This window comes from Alsobacter sp. (assembly GCF_059501845.1).
On sequence record NZ_JCACDK010000014.1, the window covers coordinates 246275 to 266163 of the forward strand.

The 19889-nt window shown below is 68.3% G+C and carries 15 protein-coding genes; 7 read left to right on the forward strand and 8 right to left on the reverse strand.

The genetic code is table 11. The annotated features are described in order from the left end of the window. Positions 1-8: 8 nt before the first annotated feature. The 7 genes from tssG to AC5JCN_RS12150 all read right to left on the reverse strand — a co-directional run bounded on the left by tssG (position 9) and on the right by AC5JCN_RS12150 (position 7832). Entirely contained in the window at positions 9-1037 is a 1029-nt protein-coding gene (tssG, locus tag AC5JCN_RS12120) for a type VI secretion system baseplate subunit TssG (protein ID WP_495755319.1), read from the reverse strand. Then, positions 1034-2998 (reverse strand): type VI secretion system baseplate subunit TssF, encoded by a 1965-nt coding sequence (gene tssF / locus AC5JCN_RS12125; protein ID WP_495755320.1) that lies wholly within the window; start codon positions 2996-2998, stop codon positions 1034-1036. Before tssF ends, tssG begins: the two co-directional genes overlap by 4 nt. Before the next feature lie 4 nt (positions 2999-3002). After that, positions 3003-3551 carry a type VI secretion system baseplate subunit TssE gene (gene tssE / locus AC5JCN_RS12130; RefSeq protein WP_495755321.1) on the reverse strand — a complete coding sequence of 183 codons (549 nt, stop codon included), beginning with the start codon at positions 3549-3551 and terminating at the stop codon, positions 3003-3005. 49 nt (positions 3552-3600) lie between these two features. Next, positions 3601-4080 (reverse strand): Hcp family type VI secretion system effector, encoded by a 480-nt coding sequence (locus tag AC5JCN_RS12135; protein ID WP_495755312.1) that lies wholly within the window; start codon positions 4078-4080, stop codon positions 3601-3603. Positions 4081-4187: 107 nt separating this feature from the next. Continuing rightward, positions 4188-5693: a type VI secretion system contractile sheath large subunit gene (gene tssC, locus AC5JCN_RS12140; protein ID WP_495755322.1), complete on the reverse strand. Its 1506-nt coding sequence runs from the start codon at positions 5691-5693 to the stop codon at positions 4188-4190. Positions 5694-5707: 14 nt separating this feature from the next. Next, entirely contained in the window at positions 5708-6241 is a 534-nt protein-coding gene (tssB, locus tag AC5JCN_RS12145) for a type VI secretion system contractile sheath small subunit (protein ID WP_495755323.1), read from the reverse strand. 94 nt (positions 6242-6335) lie between these two features. Beyond that, a complete protein-coding gene (locus tag AC5JCN_RS12150) occupies positions 6336-7832 on the reverse strand; it encodes a type VI secretion system protein TssA (protein ID WP_495755324.1) in 1497 nt (498 codons plus the stop codon). A 188-nt stretch (positions 7833-8020) separates the two neighbouring features. Between AC5JCN_RS12150 and AC5JCN_RS12155 the strand changes: the two genes are divergently transcribed. Both AC5JCN_RS12155 and AC5JCN_RS12160 read left to right on the forward strand, forming a co-directional pair. Beyond that, on the forward strand, positions 8021-9895 hold the full coding sequence (locus AC5JCN_RS12155; protein WP_495755325.1) for a type VI secretion system Vgr family protein: 1875 nt from the start codon (positions 8021-8023) through the stop codon (positions 9893-9895). 9 nt (positions 9896-9904) lie between these two features. Further along, positions 9905-10468 carry a DUF6931 family protein gene (locus tag AC5JCN_RS12160; RefSeq protein WP_495755326.1) on the forward strand — a complete coding sequence of 188 codons (564 nt, stop codon included), beginning with the start codon at positions 9905-9907 and terminating at the stop codon, positions 10466-10468. 9 nt (positions 10469-10477) lie between these two features. Here the strand turns inward: AC5JCN_RS12160 and AC5JCN_RS12165 are convergent, their stop codons facing one another. Continuing rightward, positions 10478-11020 (reverse strand): OmpA family protein, encoded by a 543-nt coding sequence (locus AC5JCN_RS12165; RefSeq protein ID WP_495755327.1) that lies wholly within the window; start codon positions 11018-11020, stop codon positions 10478-10480. 340 nt (positions 11021-11360) lie between these two features. On the opposite strand from AC5JCN_RS12165, the gene tagH reads away from it, so the two are divergent. The 5 genes from tagH to tagF all read left to right on the forward strand — a co-directional run bounded on the left by tagH (position 11361) and on the right by tagF (position 19880). Then, the gene (tagH, locus tag AC5JCN_RS12170) at positions 11361-12731 is read left to right on the forward strand and encodes a type VI secretion system-associated FHA domain protein TagH (RefSeq protein ID WP_495755328.1); all 1371 of its coding nucleotides are present in this window, start codon (positions 11361-11363) and stop codon (positions 12729-12731) included. 22 nt (positions 12732-12753) lie between these two features. Beyond that, positions 12754-14091, forward strand: a complete 1338-nt coding sequence (tssK, locus tag AC5JCN_RS12175) for a type VI secretion system baseplate subunit TssK (protein WP_495755329.1) — start codon at positions 12754-12756, stop codon at positions 14089-14091. 161 nt (positions 14092-14252) lie between these two features. Beyond that, positions 14253-15542 carry a type VI secretion system protein TssL, long form gene (tssL, locus tag AC5JCN_RS12180; RefSeq protein ID WP_495755330.1) on the forward strand — a complete coding sequence of 430 codons (1290 nt, stop codon included), beginning with the start codon at positions 14253-14255 and terminating at the stop codon, positions 15540-15542. Between the two features lie 13 nt (positions 15543-15555). Then, positions 15556-19194, forward strand: coding sequence for a type VI secretion system membrane subunit TssM (tssM, locus tag AC5JCN_RS12185; RefSeq protein WP_495755331.1), 3639 nt, complete (start codon positions 15556-15558; stop codon positions 19192-19194). Between the two features lie 2 nt (positions 19195-19196). Continuing rightward, positions 19197-19880, forward strand: a complete 684-nt coding sequence (tagF, locus tag AC5JCN_RS12190) for a type VI secretion system-associated protein TagF (RefSeq protein WP_495755332.1) — start codon at positions 19197-19199, stop codon at positions 19878-19880. Positions 19881-19889 lie beyond the last annotated feature (9 nt).

The following is a 19889-nucleotide window of genomic DNA, read 5'->3' on the forward strand; positions in this document are numbered from 1 at the left end:
ACCTCCTGTCACTGCGGCGAAGGCGCAGCAGCCTTGCGGCTGCGCGCCGCGCGCTCGGCGGCGTTGAAGCGGGCATCGGCCCGGCGTGTACCCTTGGCGTTCGACCAATTCGGCGCCACCCAGCTCGTCCACCCCAGCCGGCCGAACCCGCCGAGCGTGGTCGGCTTCACGGCGGCCGCGTCGATGGACAGTTCCACGTCCCACTCGAGCTCGTCGCCGCAGCAGAAGAAGACGAGGTCGACCAGACGCGGGCTGTGTTCGCCGACGGGGAGAAAGCGCTCGTACTCGTCGAGGTCACGGGCAAGGATGCGCACGCGGAACTTGTCCTCGACGGAGAACAGCGTCGCGCCGAGCAGCGTGTCCCGGCCCAGCGCGCAATACCCGACGCCGAGGCGCGAACGCTCCTCCGGCTCGATCGGCAGCCGCGTCCCCGCGAACTGCTCGATCTCGGCGCGCACGCCGAACATGCCCTCGATCAGGCTCTTGAGCCGCGAGGCAGAGGCGCCCTTCCGGCCGAGCAGGCCGGCGAAGCCCAGCTTGGCGATGTCCTCGATCGAATCGAGCTGCCTGTAGACAGGGGATCCGATCCCGATGGTCGAGCCGACGAAGGCGGCGAAGCGGTCGTCGTCCGGGCGCTCGTGCTGCGCGATCGGCCTCGCGTCCGCCCAGGCACGGTAGAAGAGCTGCAGGAAGCGATTGTTGAAGATGTCGAGGAAGCGGGCAAAGGCGTCGTCGCCGGCGAGCGCCCAGCCATAAGCCTCCTCCGTGATGGCGAGCGGCAGCGCCCCCTGCGGTCCAAGCAGGCCGAGGAAGCGCACGAACAGGGCGAGACGACCCTGCGCGTCCCTCGCCGACCGCGAGAGGGTCGAGGCCGGGAAGTCGAGGAACGGGTCCTGCCCCAGCGTCACCCGGTCGTCGCGGCGCGACGCGCTGTCACCGATGCGCGGCGCGTCGGGGCTGTTGCGCTCGACGATGCGCAGGGCGAGAAGCGCATCGACCAGCCAGGGCTCGCTCTCGACGAGACGCTCGACGCTCACAACGCCCTCCTCAGGCCCGGGCGGGGTGGCCAGCGCATGAGAAGGCCGCGGTCCGTGGAGCGGATCACAGTCTGCGTGAAGTGGTTCATGCCGGCATATTCGGCGAGGAACCTGTCGAGGATGGCACCCAGCAGAAACGCTCCGGATCCCTCGAAGGCTTTCTCGTCGAGCGTGACCGTCACCTCCGTCCCGCGCGCAATGCCGGCACCTGCGCGCTGCCGGACGCGGCGGGTCACTGGCCTGCTGTCGACGGCGCGCACGCCCCGGATGCGGCGCTCGACGGCGGCGTCGTTCAGGTCGGCGAAGAAGGCGAGCGTCTCGCGCAGGGCGTTGCCGTCGCGGCCGCCTCCCCTGCGCACCAGGCCGAGCTGGTTCAGGCTCAGCATGTTGATCAGCCGCCACGTGATGCCGCCGGTGCTCTCCGCTTCGGAGCGGACGGAGCGCTGCCCCACCATCGGGCCACGGGGCGGGGTGGGTCCCGCAGCGCAGGTCACCGTCAGCGCCGTGTTGTCGAGGATCGTGAAGTCGGCGCCGCTCTCGCCGACGGGCAGGTGCTCGGTCAGGTGCCGGTTCGAGCACAGCGCCCGGACGCTCAGCTCCGCAACGGGCGGCATGTCGCCCGCGCGCACCGGCTCGAGCAGCGACAGGAACATGTCGGTGCCGGTGTAGTCGGACGGCGATCCGAAGGTGCGTTCGCGCGCCGTTCGGCGTCGGGGCATGCGGCGTACGCCGTAGAAGAGCCCGGAACGCAGCGACCCGCCGTCTGGCGTCGCCGAGTAGAGCGGGTTGACGGGCACCTTCTCCTGGCCGCCGGCGAAATGCGCCCCGACCTCCAGGATCCGGTGCGGCTCGAAATCGAGGTAGCGGCTGCGGTCGGGGACGACCTGGTACTCGTGCTGGAACGAGCGCACGGCAATCCGGTCCGTCGTCTTCTCGAAGAGGTTGACGGCCGGCGCGGCATAGAGCGCGAACATGGCCGGCGTGACGGCGGCGGACAGGCGCGCCGCGACCTCGTCGAAGCACAGGACGAGGTCGAGGTCACGGGACTGGATGCGCGGCATCAGCGGTCCGAGGCCGTTGATGCGGAAACCGAGGAATTTCCGTGGGAAGATGAAGTAGTCCCGCAGCAGCTGGAAGCCTCGAAAGATCCGGTGGTCGCCCGGCAGAAGGCTGTCGTCGTCGCCGAAGCCGATCTGCTCGATCTGCGCCGGGTCGAGCCTGATCAGGACGGGGTCGCCGAACTCGTCGGGAAAGCGAAGGAAGGCCGCCGTGCGGTGCCCGAAGAGCTGCTCGTAGAGCGCATCGGCGTCCGCCTCGGGCCCGACGAGGTGAACGGCGAGGTCCTGCGTGCGGCAGCCGGCGAACCAGGCCTGGGGCGTCTTGGCGGCAACGGCGTCGGGCGGCTCGTCCTCGAGGCGGTCGGCCGTGCGGCAGGCGAGCGACAGGCGCATTCCCGCCGCGACCTCCGGGCCGACGGGAACGCCGAGCGCCTGCAGGGGACCCGGCCGGGAAAAATACTCCGTGCCCGCGATCGAGAAGGGCCACAGCACGATGTCGCCCCGCAGCTGGAACCGGCAGGCGATACGCCTGTCGCGTTCCAGGTAGGTCGCATCCATGTAGGCGCCCGACGGTACGGCCAGCCCCTCACGCAGGCCGGGGTCGGAGAAGGGCGGATCGATCCGCGCCAGCAGCGCCGACGGCGTGGGGGCAAGACAGTCGGGAACGAGCTGCTCGATCAGGTTGGCCGTGAATTCGGGAAACTCGTGCTTGATCTTCAGCTGGACGCGGGCGGCGAGGAAGGCCGTGCCCTGCAGCAGGCCCTCGACCATGGGGTCGGTGCGGTCGGCGAGCAGCCCGCCCAGCCTGTCGGCAATGCCGGGATATTCCTCGGCGAACTCCCGGCCGTGCTCCTTGAGGAGGCGCAGTTCCCGCTCGTAGAGGTCGAGGAACTCGCGATCCATGTGCCTAGGTCCTGACGATCGCGATCTTGCCCGCGCCGACGTCGACATCGGCGACGAACTCGGCGGAGGTGTTCACGGGCTCGCAGAACAGGTCGGCGCGGATGCTGAACCGCACCTTGAGGGCGGCGGGGTCGGCGACCGCGTCGCGTGCGACCTCGATGGTGCCGGGCACCATGCGTGGCTCGAAGTCGATCAGGGCCTGCCGCACCTCGTCCTTGATGTCGGCCACGGAGAACTCGTCGTAGGACCGGTGCACGATGTCGGGGATCCCGAAATTAATGATCGAGTGCCGCACCTCCTCCAGCTCCGACAGGTCCTGCGTCGAGGCCATCTGGATCGTGTTGAGCAGGTTCTCGAGGTCGCGCCCGACCTCCCGTCGGAGCGCGGCCTCGGTGATCGGCGCCCGGCCGAGCGCGCGGCGGCCGGCAATGACCCGCTCGCCCGTCTCATCCCGCAGGTCCAGCTTGCGTTTGGAGTCACCCGCCCGATGCGCCTCCCGGAAAGCGTGCAGCAAGGGCGGGCTCAGTCGGTTGCGCCGCTCTCTCGTCGACATCGATCGCTCCGGAGTCCAGGCAGCAGGGCGGGCGCCCGGGTGGCGCGGCTCAGTTCGGCGTGTTGGTCATGATGTTCCAGGTGGCTTCCTTGGGCTTGCCGCCACCCTTCTCGTCCTGCTTCTTGTAGACGTACTTGAACTTGCCGAAGTTGAGCCGCACGTGCTCGGTCAGACGTTCCTCGCCATGCGAGCCGCCCGTGCCGATATGCGCGATGATGATGTTCTCAAGCTCGATGGTGATGTACTCGAGCGGGTGCTCGCCGGCCTTGCGGCAGATGATCTTGCCCTTGGGGATGTGCTTGCCGTTGCAGCACCAGGTCATCATCGTCGGCGAGGCATTGTCGATGTACTTGGTGATGGTGATGTCGTCGACATTCACCTTGCCGGCACCCGAGCCGCCGCCGACATGGGTGTTGCCGGTCTGGGTCAGGCCCCATGACCAGGACAGAACGTCGACCTTGCCTGAATAGGCCTTGTCCTGCGATTCGCCCTCGAGCCCGTCGAGAACCAAGAACATGTCCACTGCCATGGCGTTCCCCCCGTGATTGACGGGCGCGGCAGGCGCTGAACGCGCCGCCGGCCCTGTTTCCGCTCAAGTCGTGAAGGCGGACGCGCCCCGCGTCCGCAGCGCGTGGGTCAGCTCTGGGCGCCGGGCAGGCGCGAGACGAGGCTGAGGCCGACGTCCATTCCTTCCAGCTGGAAGTGCGGGCGGAGGTAGAACTTCGCCGCGTAGTAGCCGGGGTTCTCGGGGTTATCGATGACCTCGACCTTGGCGTCCGCGAGCGGCCGGCGGGCCTTCGTCTCCTCGGAGGAGTTGATGGGGTCGCCGTCCACGTATTCGTAGATCCACCCCTGCAGCCACTTGGTGAGCTGCTCCTTCTCCTTGGTGGAGCCGATCTTGTCGCGCACCATGCACTTCAGGTAATGCGCGAAGCGCGAGACCGCGAACATGTAGGGCAGCCTCGAGGACATGTTGTCCGACGCCGTCGCTTCGACCGCATTCGGACCCGTCCGCGGCGAGGGCTTGTAGAGCGATTGGGCGCCGATGAAGGCGGCCTTGTCGGTGTTCTTGCGGTGGATGAGCGGGATCAGGCCAGCCTTGGCGAGTTCCGCCTCGCGCCGGTCGCTGATGGCGATCTCGGTCGGGCACTTCAGGTCGATGCCGCCATCGTCGGTGGGGAAGGTGTGCGTGGGCAGGTTGATCACCTCGCCACCCGACTCCACGCCGCGGATGCGGGTGCACCAGCCCCATTCCTTGAAGGCGCGGTTGATGTTCACCGCCATGGCGTAGGAGGCGTTCATCCAGGCGTACTTGTCGCCGGTATGTCCGTCCGTCTCCTCCTCGAAGGCGAACTCCTCGACCGGCTCCGTCTTGGCGCCGTAAGGCACGCGGGCGAGCACGCGGGGCATGCACAGGCCGATGTAGCGGGAATCGACGCTGTCGCGCACGGACTTCCACGCCGCGTAGTCCGGCGTGTCGAAGATCTTGCCGATGTCGCGCGGGTTGGACAGCTCGGTCCAGGCGTCCATGCCGGCCAGTGTCGGGTCGGCGCCGGCGAAGAACGGACAGTGCGCCGAGCTGGCGATCTTGCCGATGTCGCGCAGCAGCTGCACGTCCTGCGGAAGGTGGCTGAAATAGTAGTCGGCCACCAGCGCGCCGAAGGGCTCGCCGCCGAGCTGGCCGAACTCGTGCTCGTAGATCTGCTTGAAGATCGGGCTCTGGTCCCACCGCGCGCCGGAGTAGAGCTTCAGTGTCTTGAGGAGCTCTGTCTTGCCGACGTTCATGAAACGGATCTTCAGCATCGAATCCGTTTCGGAGTTGAAGACCAGGTAGTGCAGGCCTCGCCAGGCGCTCTCGATCTGCTTGAATTCGGGCGCGTGGATGATCTCGTTCACCTGCGCGGTGAGCTTTTCGTCGAGGCGGGCGATCATTTCCTCGATCGTGTCGAGGACGTCGTCCTTGATCAGGCTCTGGTCCTGCAGCGCCTGCTCGACGAGCGTGGTGACCGCGTTCTCGACTTCCGTCGCCGCGCGTTCGGTGCGCGGCTTGAAGCTCTGCTTCAGGACGGAGGCGAAATCGTCGGGGTTCTTCGTCTCGACGGCGGTGCCGGCGGCCCCGGTCTGGATCTGTGCGTCAGCCATGGTCCCCTCCCCGCTCACTCGCTCTCGCCCGGCTCGGCCGGAGCGCGCTGTCCGGCGCGCTCCTTGAGAGCCGCCATCAGCTGCGGATCGGCCAGCAGCTCCTTCAGCTTGCCTTCGGCCGCCACCTTGCCGTCCATGAAGCGCAGGAGGTTGGCGAGCTGCTCGCGCGCCTCCAGGAGCTTGGCGACGGCAGGCACCTGCCGCGCGACCGCGGCGGGGTTGAAATCGTCCATCTTGTCGAAGCGAAGCTGGACGCTGAGCTTCTCGCCGGCGCCGGGGTCACCGAGCTTGTTGTCGACGCGGAAGGATACGCCAGGCTGGATGGCCGCCATCCGCCGGTCGAAATTGTCCATGTCGATCTCGAGGAACTTGCGGTCCTTGACCTCGGGCTTCTCGACGCCGGGCGTGTTGCCGGAGAGGTCCCCGAGGACGCCCATGACGAACGGAAGCTCAACCTTCTTGTCGGCATTGTAGGGATCCTCGTAGGTGATGTGCACCCGAGGCTTCCTGTTACGGCTGATGAACTTCTGCCCGCTATCGGAAGACATTGCCAGGATCTCCGCTGATCTTCGCGATTGCTCGCGGTTTCCCGTCGTTCTCCTTCATGGAACGCTACGCAACGTTGCGCGTCAAACGTAACGTTCAGTCTTGGCCTCCAATCTTTTTGAGGCTCGCTTCCGGCAGCACGTCCTTGAGCAGGCTCAGGAAGTCCCGCTCGGCGAACGACCGTGCCCGCTCGGTCAGGAACGGGATCGGGCTCGACGGCTCGGCGGCGCGGAAATAGGTGCCGACCTGCTGCAGGACGGCCATGGCGGCCTGCCGGCTCTGGACAATGGGCTTCACCGGCGAGGATTCGCGGGCCTGCGCGACGGCAGGCGGCGAGTGAGAATTATCCGGTTGCGTATCCGTCCCGTCGGGCATTGTTTCCGCGACTTCCCCGGCGTCGGAAGCGCCGTCATCGCCCGTGCCGGACGTGTATTCGTCGCCGACTTCGCCGTCCTCGGCGGACTGCCAGGAGGGCGGATCGTCGGCATAGCCTGCGCCGGACGTAGCGCCGTCGAGCGAGCCCAGCCGCTCGAGCGGCAAGTCGAAGAACTCCTGCCCGCCGATCTGGATGTTGGCCTGGTCGAGCTGGCCGGGCAGGAGAACCTGCATCACTTCCAGGAACGACTTGCCGATCAGCTGCTCCGCCTGGCGGACGAGGAGCAGGGAGGGGCTGGAGGGCTCGCGAGCGGCGAAATACTCGGCCACCGCCGCAAGAGCGAGGGCCGCGTCGCGGGGGGAAGCTATCGATCCGACAGAGACCTGCGCCGGGGCAGCCATGGCCCCCTGCGCTGGTCCCTGACCCGCCGGTGCCGTCTCATGGCTGGCCGCACCGGTCGTCACGAAGCCCGGATCGCGCCTGGAGATCGCAGCGCCGAGGAAGGCGACCATGCGCCCGAGCAACCCGTCCACGCGCTCGAGGGACACCGCCTGGTCGTGCCCGGCCTGCGACAGCCAGACGGTGTGGATCCGGCCGACGGCAGCGTGCGTGGCACCGAGCACGGCCGCCTGCGCCTTCATCGCGTCGAGGTCGGCGTCCGCCATTGCGAGATCGATCGTCTGGCGGTCAAGCGTCTCCTCGTCTTCCCGGGCCGCGGTTTCACCATTGGCAAGCAGTTCGTGACGGAACCGCACGGCGCCATAGCGGCGGCTCTCGGCGAGGGTGATGTGCTGGAGCGGCAGGACAACGTGGGGGAGGTCGTCCAGGGTCTGCAGGATCGCGCCGCGCAGCGAGACGTCACCATCGTCGGGAGCGGGATGAACATGCGTCCACTGCGTCTCCAGCAGCCCGGCAATGGCTGCAAGCCCCCCGGAGAAGGTTTCGGTATCGCGTGTCAGGATCGCGAGCTTCGAGAGGACGACGAGCAGGCGCAGGTCGCGCGTGCGCTCCAGAAGGCCGGCAATGGTTGCGGCCTCGACGTCGAACTTGATGCTCGACCGGTCGAACGTGAAATAAGCCGCCGGCAGCAGGCCGTCGATGCGGGCCATGAAGTTCGTGAAGTCCGGATCATACTCCGCGTCGAGGTCCGGGCCGCAGGGGGCCTCCGGCGAAAGCGGTTCGTCCAGGCGGGTGAGGACAGGGATGATGGCGGCCAAGATGCGGTCCCGTGCACAGTCGCTGCGGGCTTTCGGCCGGCGCACGGCGGACTGTGCGTGAGCGCGGCGGCGCGGTCGAGCGCTCCCATCCCAATCCGATTGCAGACCGCGCCCGTCGACTTTCCAATGCCGCATGTATAGCGTCAAGCTGATGCACTTGATTACGTAAATGCAGCCAGGGTGAAACCATGCTCCGGCAGGATGATCGGGCCTCTTTGCTGAAGACGCCGCTGGGGAAAGACACCCTGGTGCTGACGGCGTTCGAGGGAACGGAAGGCCTGAGCGAAGTCTTTGAGTTCTCAGTTGCCGCCCTGAGCGAGCAGGAAAACGTGAACTTCGACGACGCCCTGGGCCGCAATTGCAGCGTCAAGATCAAGACCTACAAGTCCGGCGAGCGCATCTTCAACGGAACGCTCATTCGCGCGCAGTGGCTGGGCAAGCGTGACGACTACTACGCCTACCGGCTGGAACTGCGGCCTTGGCTCTGGTTCCTCCGTCACACCAGCAACTGCAAGATCTTCAAGGACCAGTCGGTTCCCGACATCGTCAAGGCGGTCTTCGACGACCGAGGTTACACCGACTACAAGCTCAAGCTGACGCAGTCCTATGCGAAGCTGGAGTACTGCGTGCAGTATCGCGAGACGGATTTCGACTTCGTCTCCCGGCTGATGGAAGAATACGGCATCTACTATTTTTTCGAGCACACGGACGACAAGCACACTTTGGTGCTGGCGGACGCGCCCTCGTGCCACACGCCTATGCCGGGCGTGGAGAAGGTGACCTTCCTGCCGCGCGGCGCGGGCGACCAGCGCGACCGGCCGCACTTCGTGTCGTGGACCAGCGAGCGGAACTTCCGCAGCGGCAAGTTCACGCTCAACGACTACGACTACCTCAAGCCCAGCGCGAGCCTTAAGGCGGACGCGCAGGGCTCGGAGCGCTACTCCTCCTCGAAGCTCGAGCGCTACGACTATCCCGGGCGCTACATCGACCGCGGGCTCGGCGAAAAACTGGCCCGCATCCGGCTGGAGGCCGAGCAGGCCCTCGACCATCGCCGCGAGGGCCATGGCGATGCCGTCGGGCTAATGCCGGGCGCGCGCTTCAAGCTCGAGCAGCATCCGACGGGCGCCGAGAATGCCGACCACCTCGTCCTCAGGGCCGAGCACCAGTTCGAGAACGAGGCCTACCGGTCGGGATCCGAGGGCGCGGGCGAAAACTATGCCGGGCGCTACGTCTTCCTGAAGAGCGACCAGACCTACCGCGCCCCGCCGCAGACCCCGAAGCCCCGCATCTACGGACCGCAGACGGCCAAGGTCGTCGGCAAGTCCGGCGAGGAGATCGACGTCGACGAGCACGGGCGCATCACCGTCCAGTTCCACTGGGACCGGGACAAGAAGCCGTCCCGCCGGGTGCGCGTCGCCCAGAACTGGGCCGGAAAGAGCTGGGGCCAGCAGATCATTCCGCGCATCGGGCACGAGGTGGTGGTCGAGTTTCTCGACGGCGACCCTGATTTTCCGCTGGTCGTCGGCTCCGTCTACAATGGCGAGAACGAGCTTCCCTACGACCTGCCGGCCAACAAGACGAAGTCGGGCCTGAAATCCGACTCGTCCAAGGGCGGACGCGGCTACAACGAGCTCGCGCTGGAGGACAAGAAGGGGTCGGAGAAGGTCAATCTCCGCGCCGAGAAGGACCTCGACGTGCTCGTCCGCAACAAGGAGGAGCGCGAGATCGGCGAGGCCTTCGTCCCGCCGATGGGGTCGCCCTCGCGCAAGACCACGCTGAAGAATGGTGACGACGTGCTGGAGGTGAAATCCGGCAACCAAGACGTCAAGGTGGCCATGAACATCAGCACCAAGGCCGGCCCCATGCTGACCATGGAGTCCGACGTGATGATGCAGTTCAAGGTGGGCCAGAGCACCATCACAATGACCCCCGCTTCGATCATGATCCATTCGCCGGTCGTGATGGTGACCGCCGACGGGCCCGCCATGCTGTCGGGCACGATGACCACGGTCACCGGCTCCGCCCTGCTGACGCTGATGGGCGGGCTCATCACCATGAACTGAGGAGCGGCCATGTCGCGCCTGCGTTTCGAGACGGCTTCGGAGGTGTTCGAGGCCTTTCCCGCCCTCCGCACGGACATTCGCGCGGCGCCGGGCCCGGATGAGCTGCCGCTGGTCTACCTCGCCCGGCTGCTCAAGCCGGAGACGGGGGCCGAGGCGGTGCGCTTCCTTGCGCATACTCTGCCCCGCCGGGAAACGGTGTGGTGGGCCACGCGCAGCGTGCGCAACCTTCTCGGCAAGGACGTCACCGGACCGGATGCGCGCGGGATCGAGCTTGCCGAAAACTGGGTCCGCGAGCCTGACGAGCCGGCCCGCCGCGCGGCGCTGGAGTTCGGGCTGGACGCGAGCCAGGCAGCGCCGGGCACGTGGGCGGCGCTCGCGGCTGGCTGGTCCGGCGGCGGGCTGACGCTCGGAGAGCACACGGCCAACGCGCCGGCCGACATCACGGGCCGCAGCGCCATGGTGGCGGTGACGCTCGCCTCCTGCTCCGTCCCGGTTGCGCGGCGTTGGCCGGCGACGCAAGCCTGCCTGGAGGCGGGCATGCGCTTCGCCGCCGGCGGCGATCTCGGCATGTGACCTGCGCGCCTACTGCGCCAGCTTGGCCTCGACCCTGCGATTGACGGGATCCATGGGATCCGTTCCGTCGCGCGGCTTCTCCTTGCCGTATCCCTTGGCGAGCAGCCGGTCCGGCCGCACGCCCGCGGAGGCGAGGTACTTGACGACTGCGCCGGCCCGCTTCTGCGACAGCACGAGATTGTAGCGGTCGCCACCCCGCGCGTCGGTGTGGCCCTCGACGGCGAACTTGCCGGCGGCGAGGCGCGGATCCTTCAGCGCCTTCGCGAACTCGTTCAGGTTCTGTTTGGCCTGTGAAGTCAACGCGTTGGAGTTGAATTCGAATGTGACGAGGAGATCGAAGGGTTGCGGGGGCGGAACCGAAGCGGCCGCCTGCGCCTGCTCGTTGCACTCCGTCTCGGTGCCGACGCAGAGGGCGCGGACGTCGCCGCCCGACAGCGCTGGCGCGAAACGCTTGACCACATCATCCGCCGAGTAGACGGATTGAGCCATTGTTGGGCTGGCAGTGGCGGCGGCAAGCACCGCCAGTGCCGGCAGGAGCACGGTGTAGCGCATTGCTGGACCTCCGGTCTGCGTCCAGAAAAGGCTCGCAGAAGGGTCCCGTCCCGTCAACGCGAGCGGGGGTGTTAAGCGCTCCAATCCATTTGGAGAGCAACTATTTAGCGGAGCTTTCCTCAATCAAGGTGGCATGCGACAAAACCGGTGCGGAGCCGCGGCGGCTGGCGTTCCGGCGCCCGGTCAGGCGGGACACATCGGGGCATGCACCTCATATGACGCGTACTGCGAGAGCGATGGCCGGGGACAAGTTCCGCTTGCTCCTTTGCGGTACCAGCCACAATCATCGGTTGTGGCGTTGCGCTTTCCCTGCCGCGCCCCGTGGGGTCCAGGGTCCACCATGCCGCTGACACTCACCATCGAGAACGAGCCGAACCTGCCGGACGGCGGACCGGTTACTGTCACCGTGTCCGGCAAGCGTGGCCTCGACGTCGGCCGCGACCGCCACCTCGACTGGACCCTGCCAGACCCCAGCCGCTACATCTCCGGCAAGCATTGCGAGGTCCGGTTCCGCGACGGCGAGTACTGGCTCACCGACGTGTCGACCAACGGCACCTACGTCAATGGCAGCGACGTGCGGGTGCAGAGCCCGTACCGCCTGCGCAACGGCGACAGGCTCGCAATCGGCCACTACATCGTTCGCGTCGACATCAGCGCCGCGCCCGGCGAGGCCGACGCGCCGTCCTCGCTCACGACGCCGCCTCCCTCGCCGGAGCCACCGGCAGCTCTACCACCGGCCTCCGTTCCGGCTCCGTCGGCGAGCCCCTGGCAGGACGCTTCCGGCGCCGCCCCGCCTGCTCCCGTCGAAGACGTGCGCCCGCCCCGGCCACCGGCCAGCAGTGCCACGCCTTTCCTCGACTGGGCCATCGATCTTCCTGCGCCCCGCGCCGCCGAGCAGCCGCCCGCGCCTGCGCCGGAAAAGCCGCCGGTGCAGGAAGACCTGGGCTGGGCCGCAGCGCCGGCGCCGCCCGTGCGCGGACCCGTGCCGGACGAGCCGCCCGCCATTCCCTCACCCCGCCGCCCTGCCGCATCTGAGCCGCTGCCCGTCGCGGTGCCGCCTGCAGCAGCCGAAATGCCGGCTGCGGCCGCCCCCCTTCCCTCTCCGTTCGATGCGCCGCCGCAGCCGGCGAGGCACGGTGGGGATGCAGCCATCCTGCAGCGGATCGCCGCCGGACTTGGCGTGCCGGCCGAGACCTTCGCCGGACGTGATCCGGGTGATGTCGCCGAGCAGATCGGCGCCACGCTTCGCATGGCCGCGGACAACCTTCGCCAGCTCCTGATGGCCCGCACCCAGGCCAAGCAGCTCGTGCGCAGCGGCTCGCACACGATGGTGCAGGCCGTCGACAACAACCCGCTGAAGTTCTCGCCCTCGACCCAGGACGCGCTGACGGCGATGTTCGGCCCGGCCAGCGCCAGCTTCATGCCCGCCGATCGTGCCTTCGCTCAATCCTTCTCCGACCTGAAGTCCCACCAGGTGAAGACCTACGGGGCCATGCAGGCGGCACTGCGCCGGTTGGAGAAGGATCTTTCCCCGGCCTCGGTGGAAGCGTCCATCGAGCCCGACAAGGGCATCTCGGCGATGCTGGGGTCGCGCAAGGCGAGGCTGTGGGACGTCTACACGGCCCGCTGGTCGGCGAAGACGTCGAACCGCGACCACGGCCTGGTGGACGCCTTCATGATCGAGTTTTCCGACTGCTACGACCAGCAATAGGCCGGACGGACGAGGGGGAGCGATGTCCTGGTACAGCAAGGTCCTCTGGTCGGAAGGGCTGTTCCTGCGCCCGCACCATCTCCAGCAGAGCGACCGCTATCTGGAACACCTCGTCGAGAGCCGCGTCCGCGCCATCTCGCCCTATCCCTGGGGCTTCAGCACGATCGCGATCGACCGCGACCTCCTGCAGCAGGGCAAGTTCGGCCTGCGCCGGGCCGCCGGCGTGTTGCCGGACGGAACGCCTTTCGCGCTGCCCGACGACAGCCCTCTGCCGACACCCGTCGACGTGCCGGAAAGCGCGGCGAAGCTCACCATCTTCGTCGCCATGCCGCTGGCCGCGTCCAACACCCGCGAGGTCGAGGAGGCGGATGCCGAGAGCGCCTCGCGCTTCGTGCCGGGCCAGGAGCTGCTGATCGATTCCACCTCTCCCATCAGGGCCGAGGAGGAGATCGACGTCGCGCTGCCCCGCATGGCGTTCGACATCGGCCGCAAGGGCAAGCCCGGCTTCGCCTCGCTGGCCGTCGCCCGCATCGTCGAGGTGAAGGACAAGCTCGTCCTCCTCGACGAGAAGCACGCGCCGCCGATCCTCACCTGCTCGGCCAGCCCCGTCGTGGACGGCTGGATCGATCGCGTGACAGGCTGGATCGAGACGAAGCTCGACGAGCTGTCGCGCTATGCGGCCGACCCGACGGCCGGCGGCGGGCTGCAGAGCGCCGACTACCTCGTGCTGCAGCTCCTCAACCGGACCCAGCCGGTGCTGCAGCACTTCCACCGCTCGCGCTACGTTCACCCCGAGCGACTGCACGTCGAGTTGCTGCGGCTGGTCGGCGAACTCGCGACCTTCGCCACGCCGGAGCGGCGGGCGCGGACCTATCCCTCGTACGACCATGACGACCTGGAATCCGTGTTCCAGCCCATTCTGCGCGATCTCCAGGATTTCCTGAGCGCGCGGCTCGGACGGCGGGCCATCCGGCTCGAGATCACGGAGAAGGCGCAGAACGCCTTCATCTCCACGATCAGGGACCGCAGCCTGTTCAGAAATGCCACGCTCGTGATGGAGGTGGGCGCCCGCCGGCCGCTGGGCGAGATCCAGACGCAGTTCCCGCGCCTGTTCAAGGTGGGGCCCAACACCAAGATGAACGAGATCGTGCACGCCCACCTTCCCGGCGTTCCGCTCGTACACCTGCCGACGCCGCCGCCGCAGATCCGCGCGATCACCGACCACGTCTACTTCTTCCTCGACCGGAATTCGCCGCTGTGGCCGGAGTTCAGCACGGCGAGCTCGATCGGCATGCACTTCTCGGGTGACTGGCCCGAGCTCGAGCTCGAGCTCTGGGCGGTGCTGGACGACAGGCGATGAGCGGCCGGCCGCCGGACGACCCCTTCGGACGAAACGACAGGACCGTTCTGCGGCCGAACCCCGGCGGGCGCCTTCCCGCCTCTCCCGCCGCGTCACCGGCCACACCATCGCCTTCCCCACCCGCTGCCCGGCCGCCTGCCGCGGCGGGCACCGAAGACTGGATGCTCCCGCCGGAGCCCCCGCCGCCCCCGCCGCGGCGCGAACAACAGCCGGGCATCGTCGAACGGGCGCCGGTTCACCTAGGGGCGGGCGCAGCCGAGGCTCCGAATCCCAACCCGATCATGAAGGCGGCCGGGCCGCTGCTGGTGCTGCTCGGGCGGCTGCGCGTCGACATGTTGCGGGCCCCCTTCCAGCGGCTGATGGAGCAGGTCGCGCCGGGCATCGAGACCTTCGACCGCGAGATCCGGGCTGCCGACGTGCCCGCGGCCCAGGCCGAATCCGCCAAGTATGTGATCTGCGCGGCCGCGGACGACATCGTCCAGCATATCCCGCGGGAGGACCGGCAGGTCTGGACGCAGTACAGCATGCTCAGCCGCTTCTTCGGCGAGCGCATCGGCGGCGTCCGTTTCTTTGAGGAGTTGGATCGCGCGAAGCAGGATCCCGCGACCAACTACGACCTGCTGGAGTTGATGCACGCCTGCCTGGCGCTCGGCTTCCAGGGCAAGTACCGCATGGGCGCCGGCGGCCTCGCCGAACTGCAGCAGGTGCAGCGCAACCTGTACGAGACGCTGCGCCGGGTGAAGCCGCGCGCTGGCCTGCAGCTTTCGCCGCGTTGGCAGGGGCGGCAGCTCGCCGCGAGGGCGTCCCGCGTCGTGGTCCCCGTCTGGGTGGTCGCGTCGGTGCTGGGCGTCGCGCTGCTCGGCCTGTTCCTGACGTTCCGCGCCCTGCTCTCGGGGCCGGCCGAGGCGGCGTCCGACGGAACCGTGACTCTGCACCCCCGCGACCGGATCGCCCTGGAGCGCAAGGTGTTCGCGCCGCCTCCTCCGCCGCCGCCCGTCGAGCCGAACCGGATCACCCAGCTGCAGCGCATCCGCACTGCTCTGGCCCCCGAGATCCAGGCCGGCACGGTGTCGGTGGATCCCTCGCCAAACGCCATCGTGGTGCGCGTTCCGAGCGTGGCCATGTTCGACTCCGGCGACGCCGACGTGAAGGAGGGCTTCCTCTCCCACGCCGCCCGCATCGGCGCGATGCTGGAGAAGGAGTGGGGCTGGGTGCGGATTGTTGGACATTCCGACAGCACGCCGGTCAACACCACACGCTTCGCCAGCAACTGGGAGCTGTCTCTGGCGCGCGCCAAGGCCGTCGCGGGATTGCTGAAGCCCGCGATCAGCAAGCCGCAGCGCATCCAGGTCGACGGCAAGGGATCGGATTCGCCCATCGCCTCCAACGCGACGCCGGACGGACGCGCCCGCAACCGCCGTGTCGAGATCCTCATCGAGAGGACCGATTGATGCGGTGCGCGCCATGACCCTCGCGTCCTGGATCAGGATCGGGCTCATCGCGATCGGCGCCCTCGCGCTGGCTGCGCTGGTGTGGTTCGCCGGCCAGCTGCTGGCATTCGGCGAGACGCGTCCTTTCGAGAGCACGGTCGTGCGCGGGAGCATCGCGGCAGCGATCATCCTCGTCGCTATCGCGATCGTCGTCTGGCGCATCGTCCGCGCCCGCCGGCAGGCGGCGAAGATCGCGGGCGCGCTCACCGAGACGGAGGACGATCCCGACTCCCTGGTTCTGCGCGATCGCATGCGCGACGCCCTTGCCACGCTCAAGACCGCGCAGGGATCGAAGGGCGACTACCTCTACGACATTCCCTGGTACCTCATCATCGGCCCGCCAGGCTCGGGCAAGACAACCGCGCTCGTCAATTCAGGCCTGAAGTTCCCGCTGGCGCGGGGCGTCACGCCCGCGGCCATCGCCGGGGTGGGCGGCACGCGCTATTGCGACTGGTGGTTCACCGAGAACGCCGTCTTCGTCGACACCGCCGGCCGGTACACGACGCAGGATTCCGATACGCGGGCCGACCAGAAGAGCTGGCTGTCCTTCCTCGACCTGCTCAAGCGGAACAGGCCACGCCAGCCCATCAATGGCGTGCTGGTCGCGATCAGCATCGAGGATTTGCTGACGCTGCCTCCGGCCGAGCTCGCCGCCCATTCGGCAGCGATCCGCGCCCGGCTGCTGGAGCTCTATGAGCGGCTGAAGGTCGACTTCCCCGTCTATGTCGTCTTCACCAAGGCCGACCTGATCGGCGGCTTCCGGGAGTTCTTCGCCGACCGTGACGAGGCCGGGCGCCGCGTCGTCTGGGGCGCGACGTTCCAGACGGACAGCCGGACGCTCAACCTCGTCGGCACCGTGCCGGAGGAGATGGACGCGCTCGTCGAGCGGCTGTCCCAGGAGATCGCCGACCGCACGCAGGAGGAACCGGATCCGGTCGCCCGTGTCCGCCTGTTCGGCTTTCCCGCGCAGATGGCCGGGCTCAAGCAGCCGATCGCCGGGTTCCTGAACCAGATCTTCGAGCCCACCCGCTACCACGCCAACGCCACGCTGCGCGGCTTCTACTTCACGTCCGGCACGCAGGAAGGCACGCCTATCGACCAGCTGATGGGGGCGCTGTCGCGCAGCTTCGGGGCGGAGGCCGTGCCTGCCTCGTCCTTTTCCGGCACCGGCCGCAGCTACTTCCTCGGCGACCTGCTGGAGAAGGTGGTCATCGGCGAGGCTGCATGGGTGTCGACCGACCCCGCCGCGGTGCGGCGGCAGAGGATTGTGCGCTGGACGGCGATGGCTGCGGTCCTCCTCGCCACCATCGGGCTGGGCGCGGCGTGGTGGACGAGTTACGCCCGGAACCGCGCCCTTATCGAGGATACGACGGCCGCCCTCGACGATTACCGCAAGAGTGCCGGCCCGCTCGCGGCCGAAAAGGTCATCTCGGACCGCGACTTTGCAAAGGTGCTGCCTGCCCTGCACAAGCTGCGCTACCTGCCGGCCGGGTACGGCACCCGCGGCGACGCGGTATCGCCGGCCGAAACGCTCGGCCTGGGCCAGCGCGACAGGCTGCGCTCGGCCTCCGAGACGGCGTACCAGACCGCGCTGGAGCGCATGTTCCGCTCGCGCCTGATCTGGCGGCTGGAAGAGCAGCTCGAGGCGGCTCGCGGAAACCCGGCCGGCATCTACGAGCCGCTGAAGGTCTACCTGATGCTCGGCGGCCTGCCGGATATTCCCGTGGACAAGGATCTCATCCGCAACTGGATGGCTCGGGACTGGACGGAGCTTTACCCCGGGGCGGCCAATGCCTCGGGACGTGAGGCTCTCGCCGACCACCTGGACGCGATGCTCGACCTCGGGCCAGGCGACATCCCCATCGTCGAGCTCAACGGGCCACTGGTGGCGGAGAGCCAGAACACGCTCGCCCGCCTCAGCGTGGCGCAGCGTGCCTACGAGTACCTGAAGGCGCAGTCCCAGTCGCAGGAAGCGGCCGGGGCGGGCATTCGCGACTGGATCCTCGTCGACCACGCCGGCCCAGATGCAGCGGCCGTCTTCGCGACGACCAGCGGCGATCCGTTGGACAAGCTCAAGGTGCCGGGCTTCTACACCTATCTCGGCTTCCACCGGGGCCTCATCGACAGGCTGGACGAGGTCGCCGACCGGCTGGACCGGGAGCGCTGGGTGATGGGCCAGGCTGGCCAGCAGACGGCGGTAGCCGGGCAATACGAGCGCCTTCCGCAGGACCTGCTCGACCTCTACGCCAAGGACTTCGTCACGGCCTGGAAGCAGGTGCTGGGAAAGCTCGTCATCAAGCCGCTCACGGCCGACAAGCCCCGCTACACGACGCTCAGTGCCGCCGCTGCGGCCACCTCTCCGCTTCGACGCCTCCTCGAGGCGGTGCGGGATGAAACGGTGCTCACCCGCGAACTCCCGTCGCTGAAGCAGACCAAGGACGCGCCGACCGGAGACGACGTGAAGAAGGCGGCCGAGACGCTGGGGCAGGTGACCAGCAAGGTCCGGCTGCCCGCCGGCGCGGGGACCATGCTCTCGAAGCTCGGCAAGGGACCGGACAGGTTCGGTCCCGGCGGCTCCATCGAGGCGCAGTTCCGTCCCTATCAGGAGGCCGTCGAGGGCGACGCGGGGAAGCGGCCGATCGATGCTGCGCTGGCGAGCCTGGGCGGCGTGAACGAGGCCTTGCTGCTCTCCGCCGGAAATCCCGCTGCGGCGGCGGAGGCGACCCAAAAGATTCAGGCCTCGGTAGCCAATCTCCGCGCCGCATCGAACCGCCTGCCGGCGCCGGTCGGAGACATGATGCGCGCCGCGGCCGGCGAGTTCGAAGGCGACGCCGCCAGCGCGATGCAGGCGCAGCTCACCCAGGCGCTCGCCGAAGTCGGGCGGGTCTGCCAGCAGATCGTCGCCAACCGGTACCCGTTCACGAAAGGGACCGACCGGGACGTTCCGCTCAATGATTTCGGCCGGCTTTTCGGCCAGGGTGGCGTGCTCGACAAATTCTTCGAGGAGAAGCTCGCGCCGCAGGCCGACCGCTCCCGGCCGGTCTGGGCCTGGCGCCCGGACAGCCGGCTGGCACGAGGCTTCTCGCCGGCCCCGCTGCGAGATTTCCAGAAGGCAGCGCAGATCCGGGACGCGTTCTTCCCGGCGGGAGGGCAGGCGCCGCAGCTCCAACTGTCCGTCCTGCCGCTGTCGCAGAACGTTCCGGCCAAGCTCGAGACCGCGGGAACGACGGTGACCACCGTCGCAGCGCAAGCCATCCCGCCGCCGGCGCCCTCCGGCGGGCTTTTTTCCAGCACCCCGCCTCCTCCACCGCCGCCCCCCACCGGTGCAGGTAGCGCCGCGACGCCGGTGATCTGGCCGAACCAAGGCGTGACACGGTCCGCCGTGACGGTTCTCAGCGACACCGGGGCGCCGGTGGCAGTCCTCGAGAAGACCGGACCTTGGTCGCTCTACCGCCTGCTGGATGCGGGCAGCGTTTTGCTGAAGGGAGACCGGCTGGTCGCGAGCTTCGGCGTTGGCGGCAAGCAGGTGTCCTACCAGATGGCGGCGAGTTCGCTGTCGAACCCGCTCAACCTTGCCCTTCTCCGCGATTTCCGCTGTCCCGGAGGGCTGTGACAATGCGTTGCGGGCTCTACGGCAAGCTTCCTTCCCGCCGCGACTTCGTCGCCGTATCGGCGCCGCAAGAGTTCATGGCCGTCTGGGAGCCATGGATCGAAGCGGCCGTATCCGCGAGCCGCGCAACGCTCGGCGGCGCTTGGAAGGACGTGTTCCTGCGCGCGCCGATCTGGCGGTTCTGGCTCGGTCCGGCATTGGCCGGCCGGGCCGTGGCGGGCGCCTTCATGCCGTCAATGGACGGCGTTGGCCGCTATTTCCCGCTGACCGCCTTCGTGCTCGATGATGGGCACGCGCGCATTCCGCCGCCCCATCTCGATTCGCAGGACCGCTTTTTCGACATGCTGGAGGAGTTCTTGCTCGCCACGCTCGACCCGGCCGCGACGTTTGAGGACGCCAAGGCCCGGCTCGATGCGTTGCCCGCACCCTCGCCTGCCGAAGAGGTGCTGCCGACGGGGGTGCGCCGGGTGACCGGCGGCGCCCTCGCGGCCCGTCTCGGCGACGGACCCGCCCAACCGGCGCTGGCCGTGCTCGCGGGTGCTGACGCCGCAGGGACGCACGCCCATTCGACGGTCTGGTGGACGACGGGCGGCGAGGACTACCCACCCCTCGGCCTCTTCGCCGTGAAGATGCCGGATCCCTATCTGATGACGGGCATGCTGACCGGCCGCTTCGGCGCTCGGGAGTGAGGCCGCTTC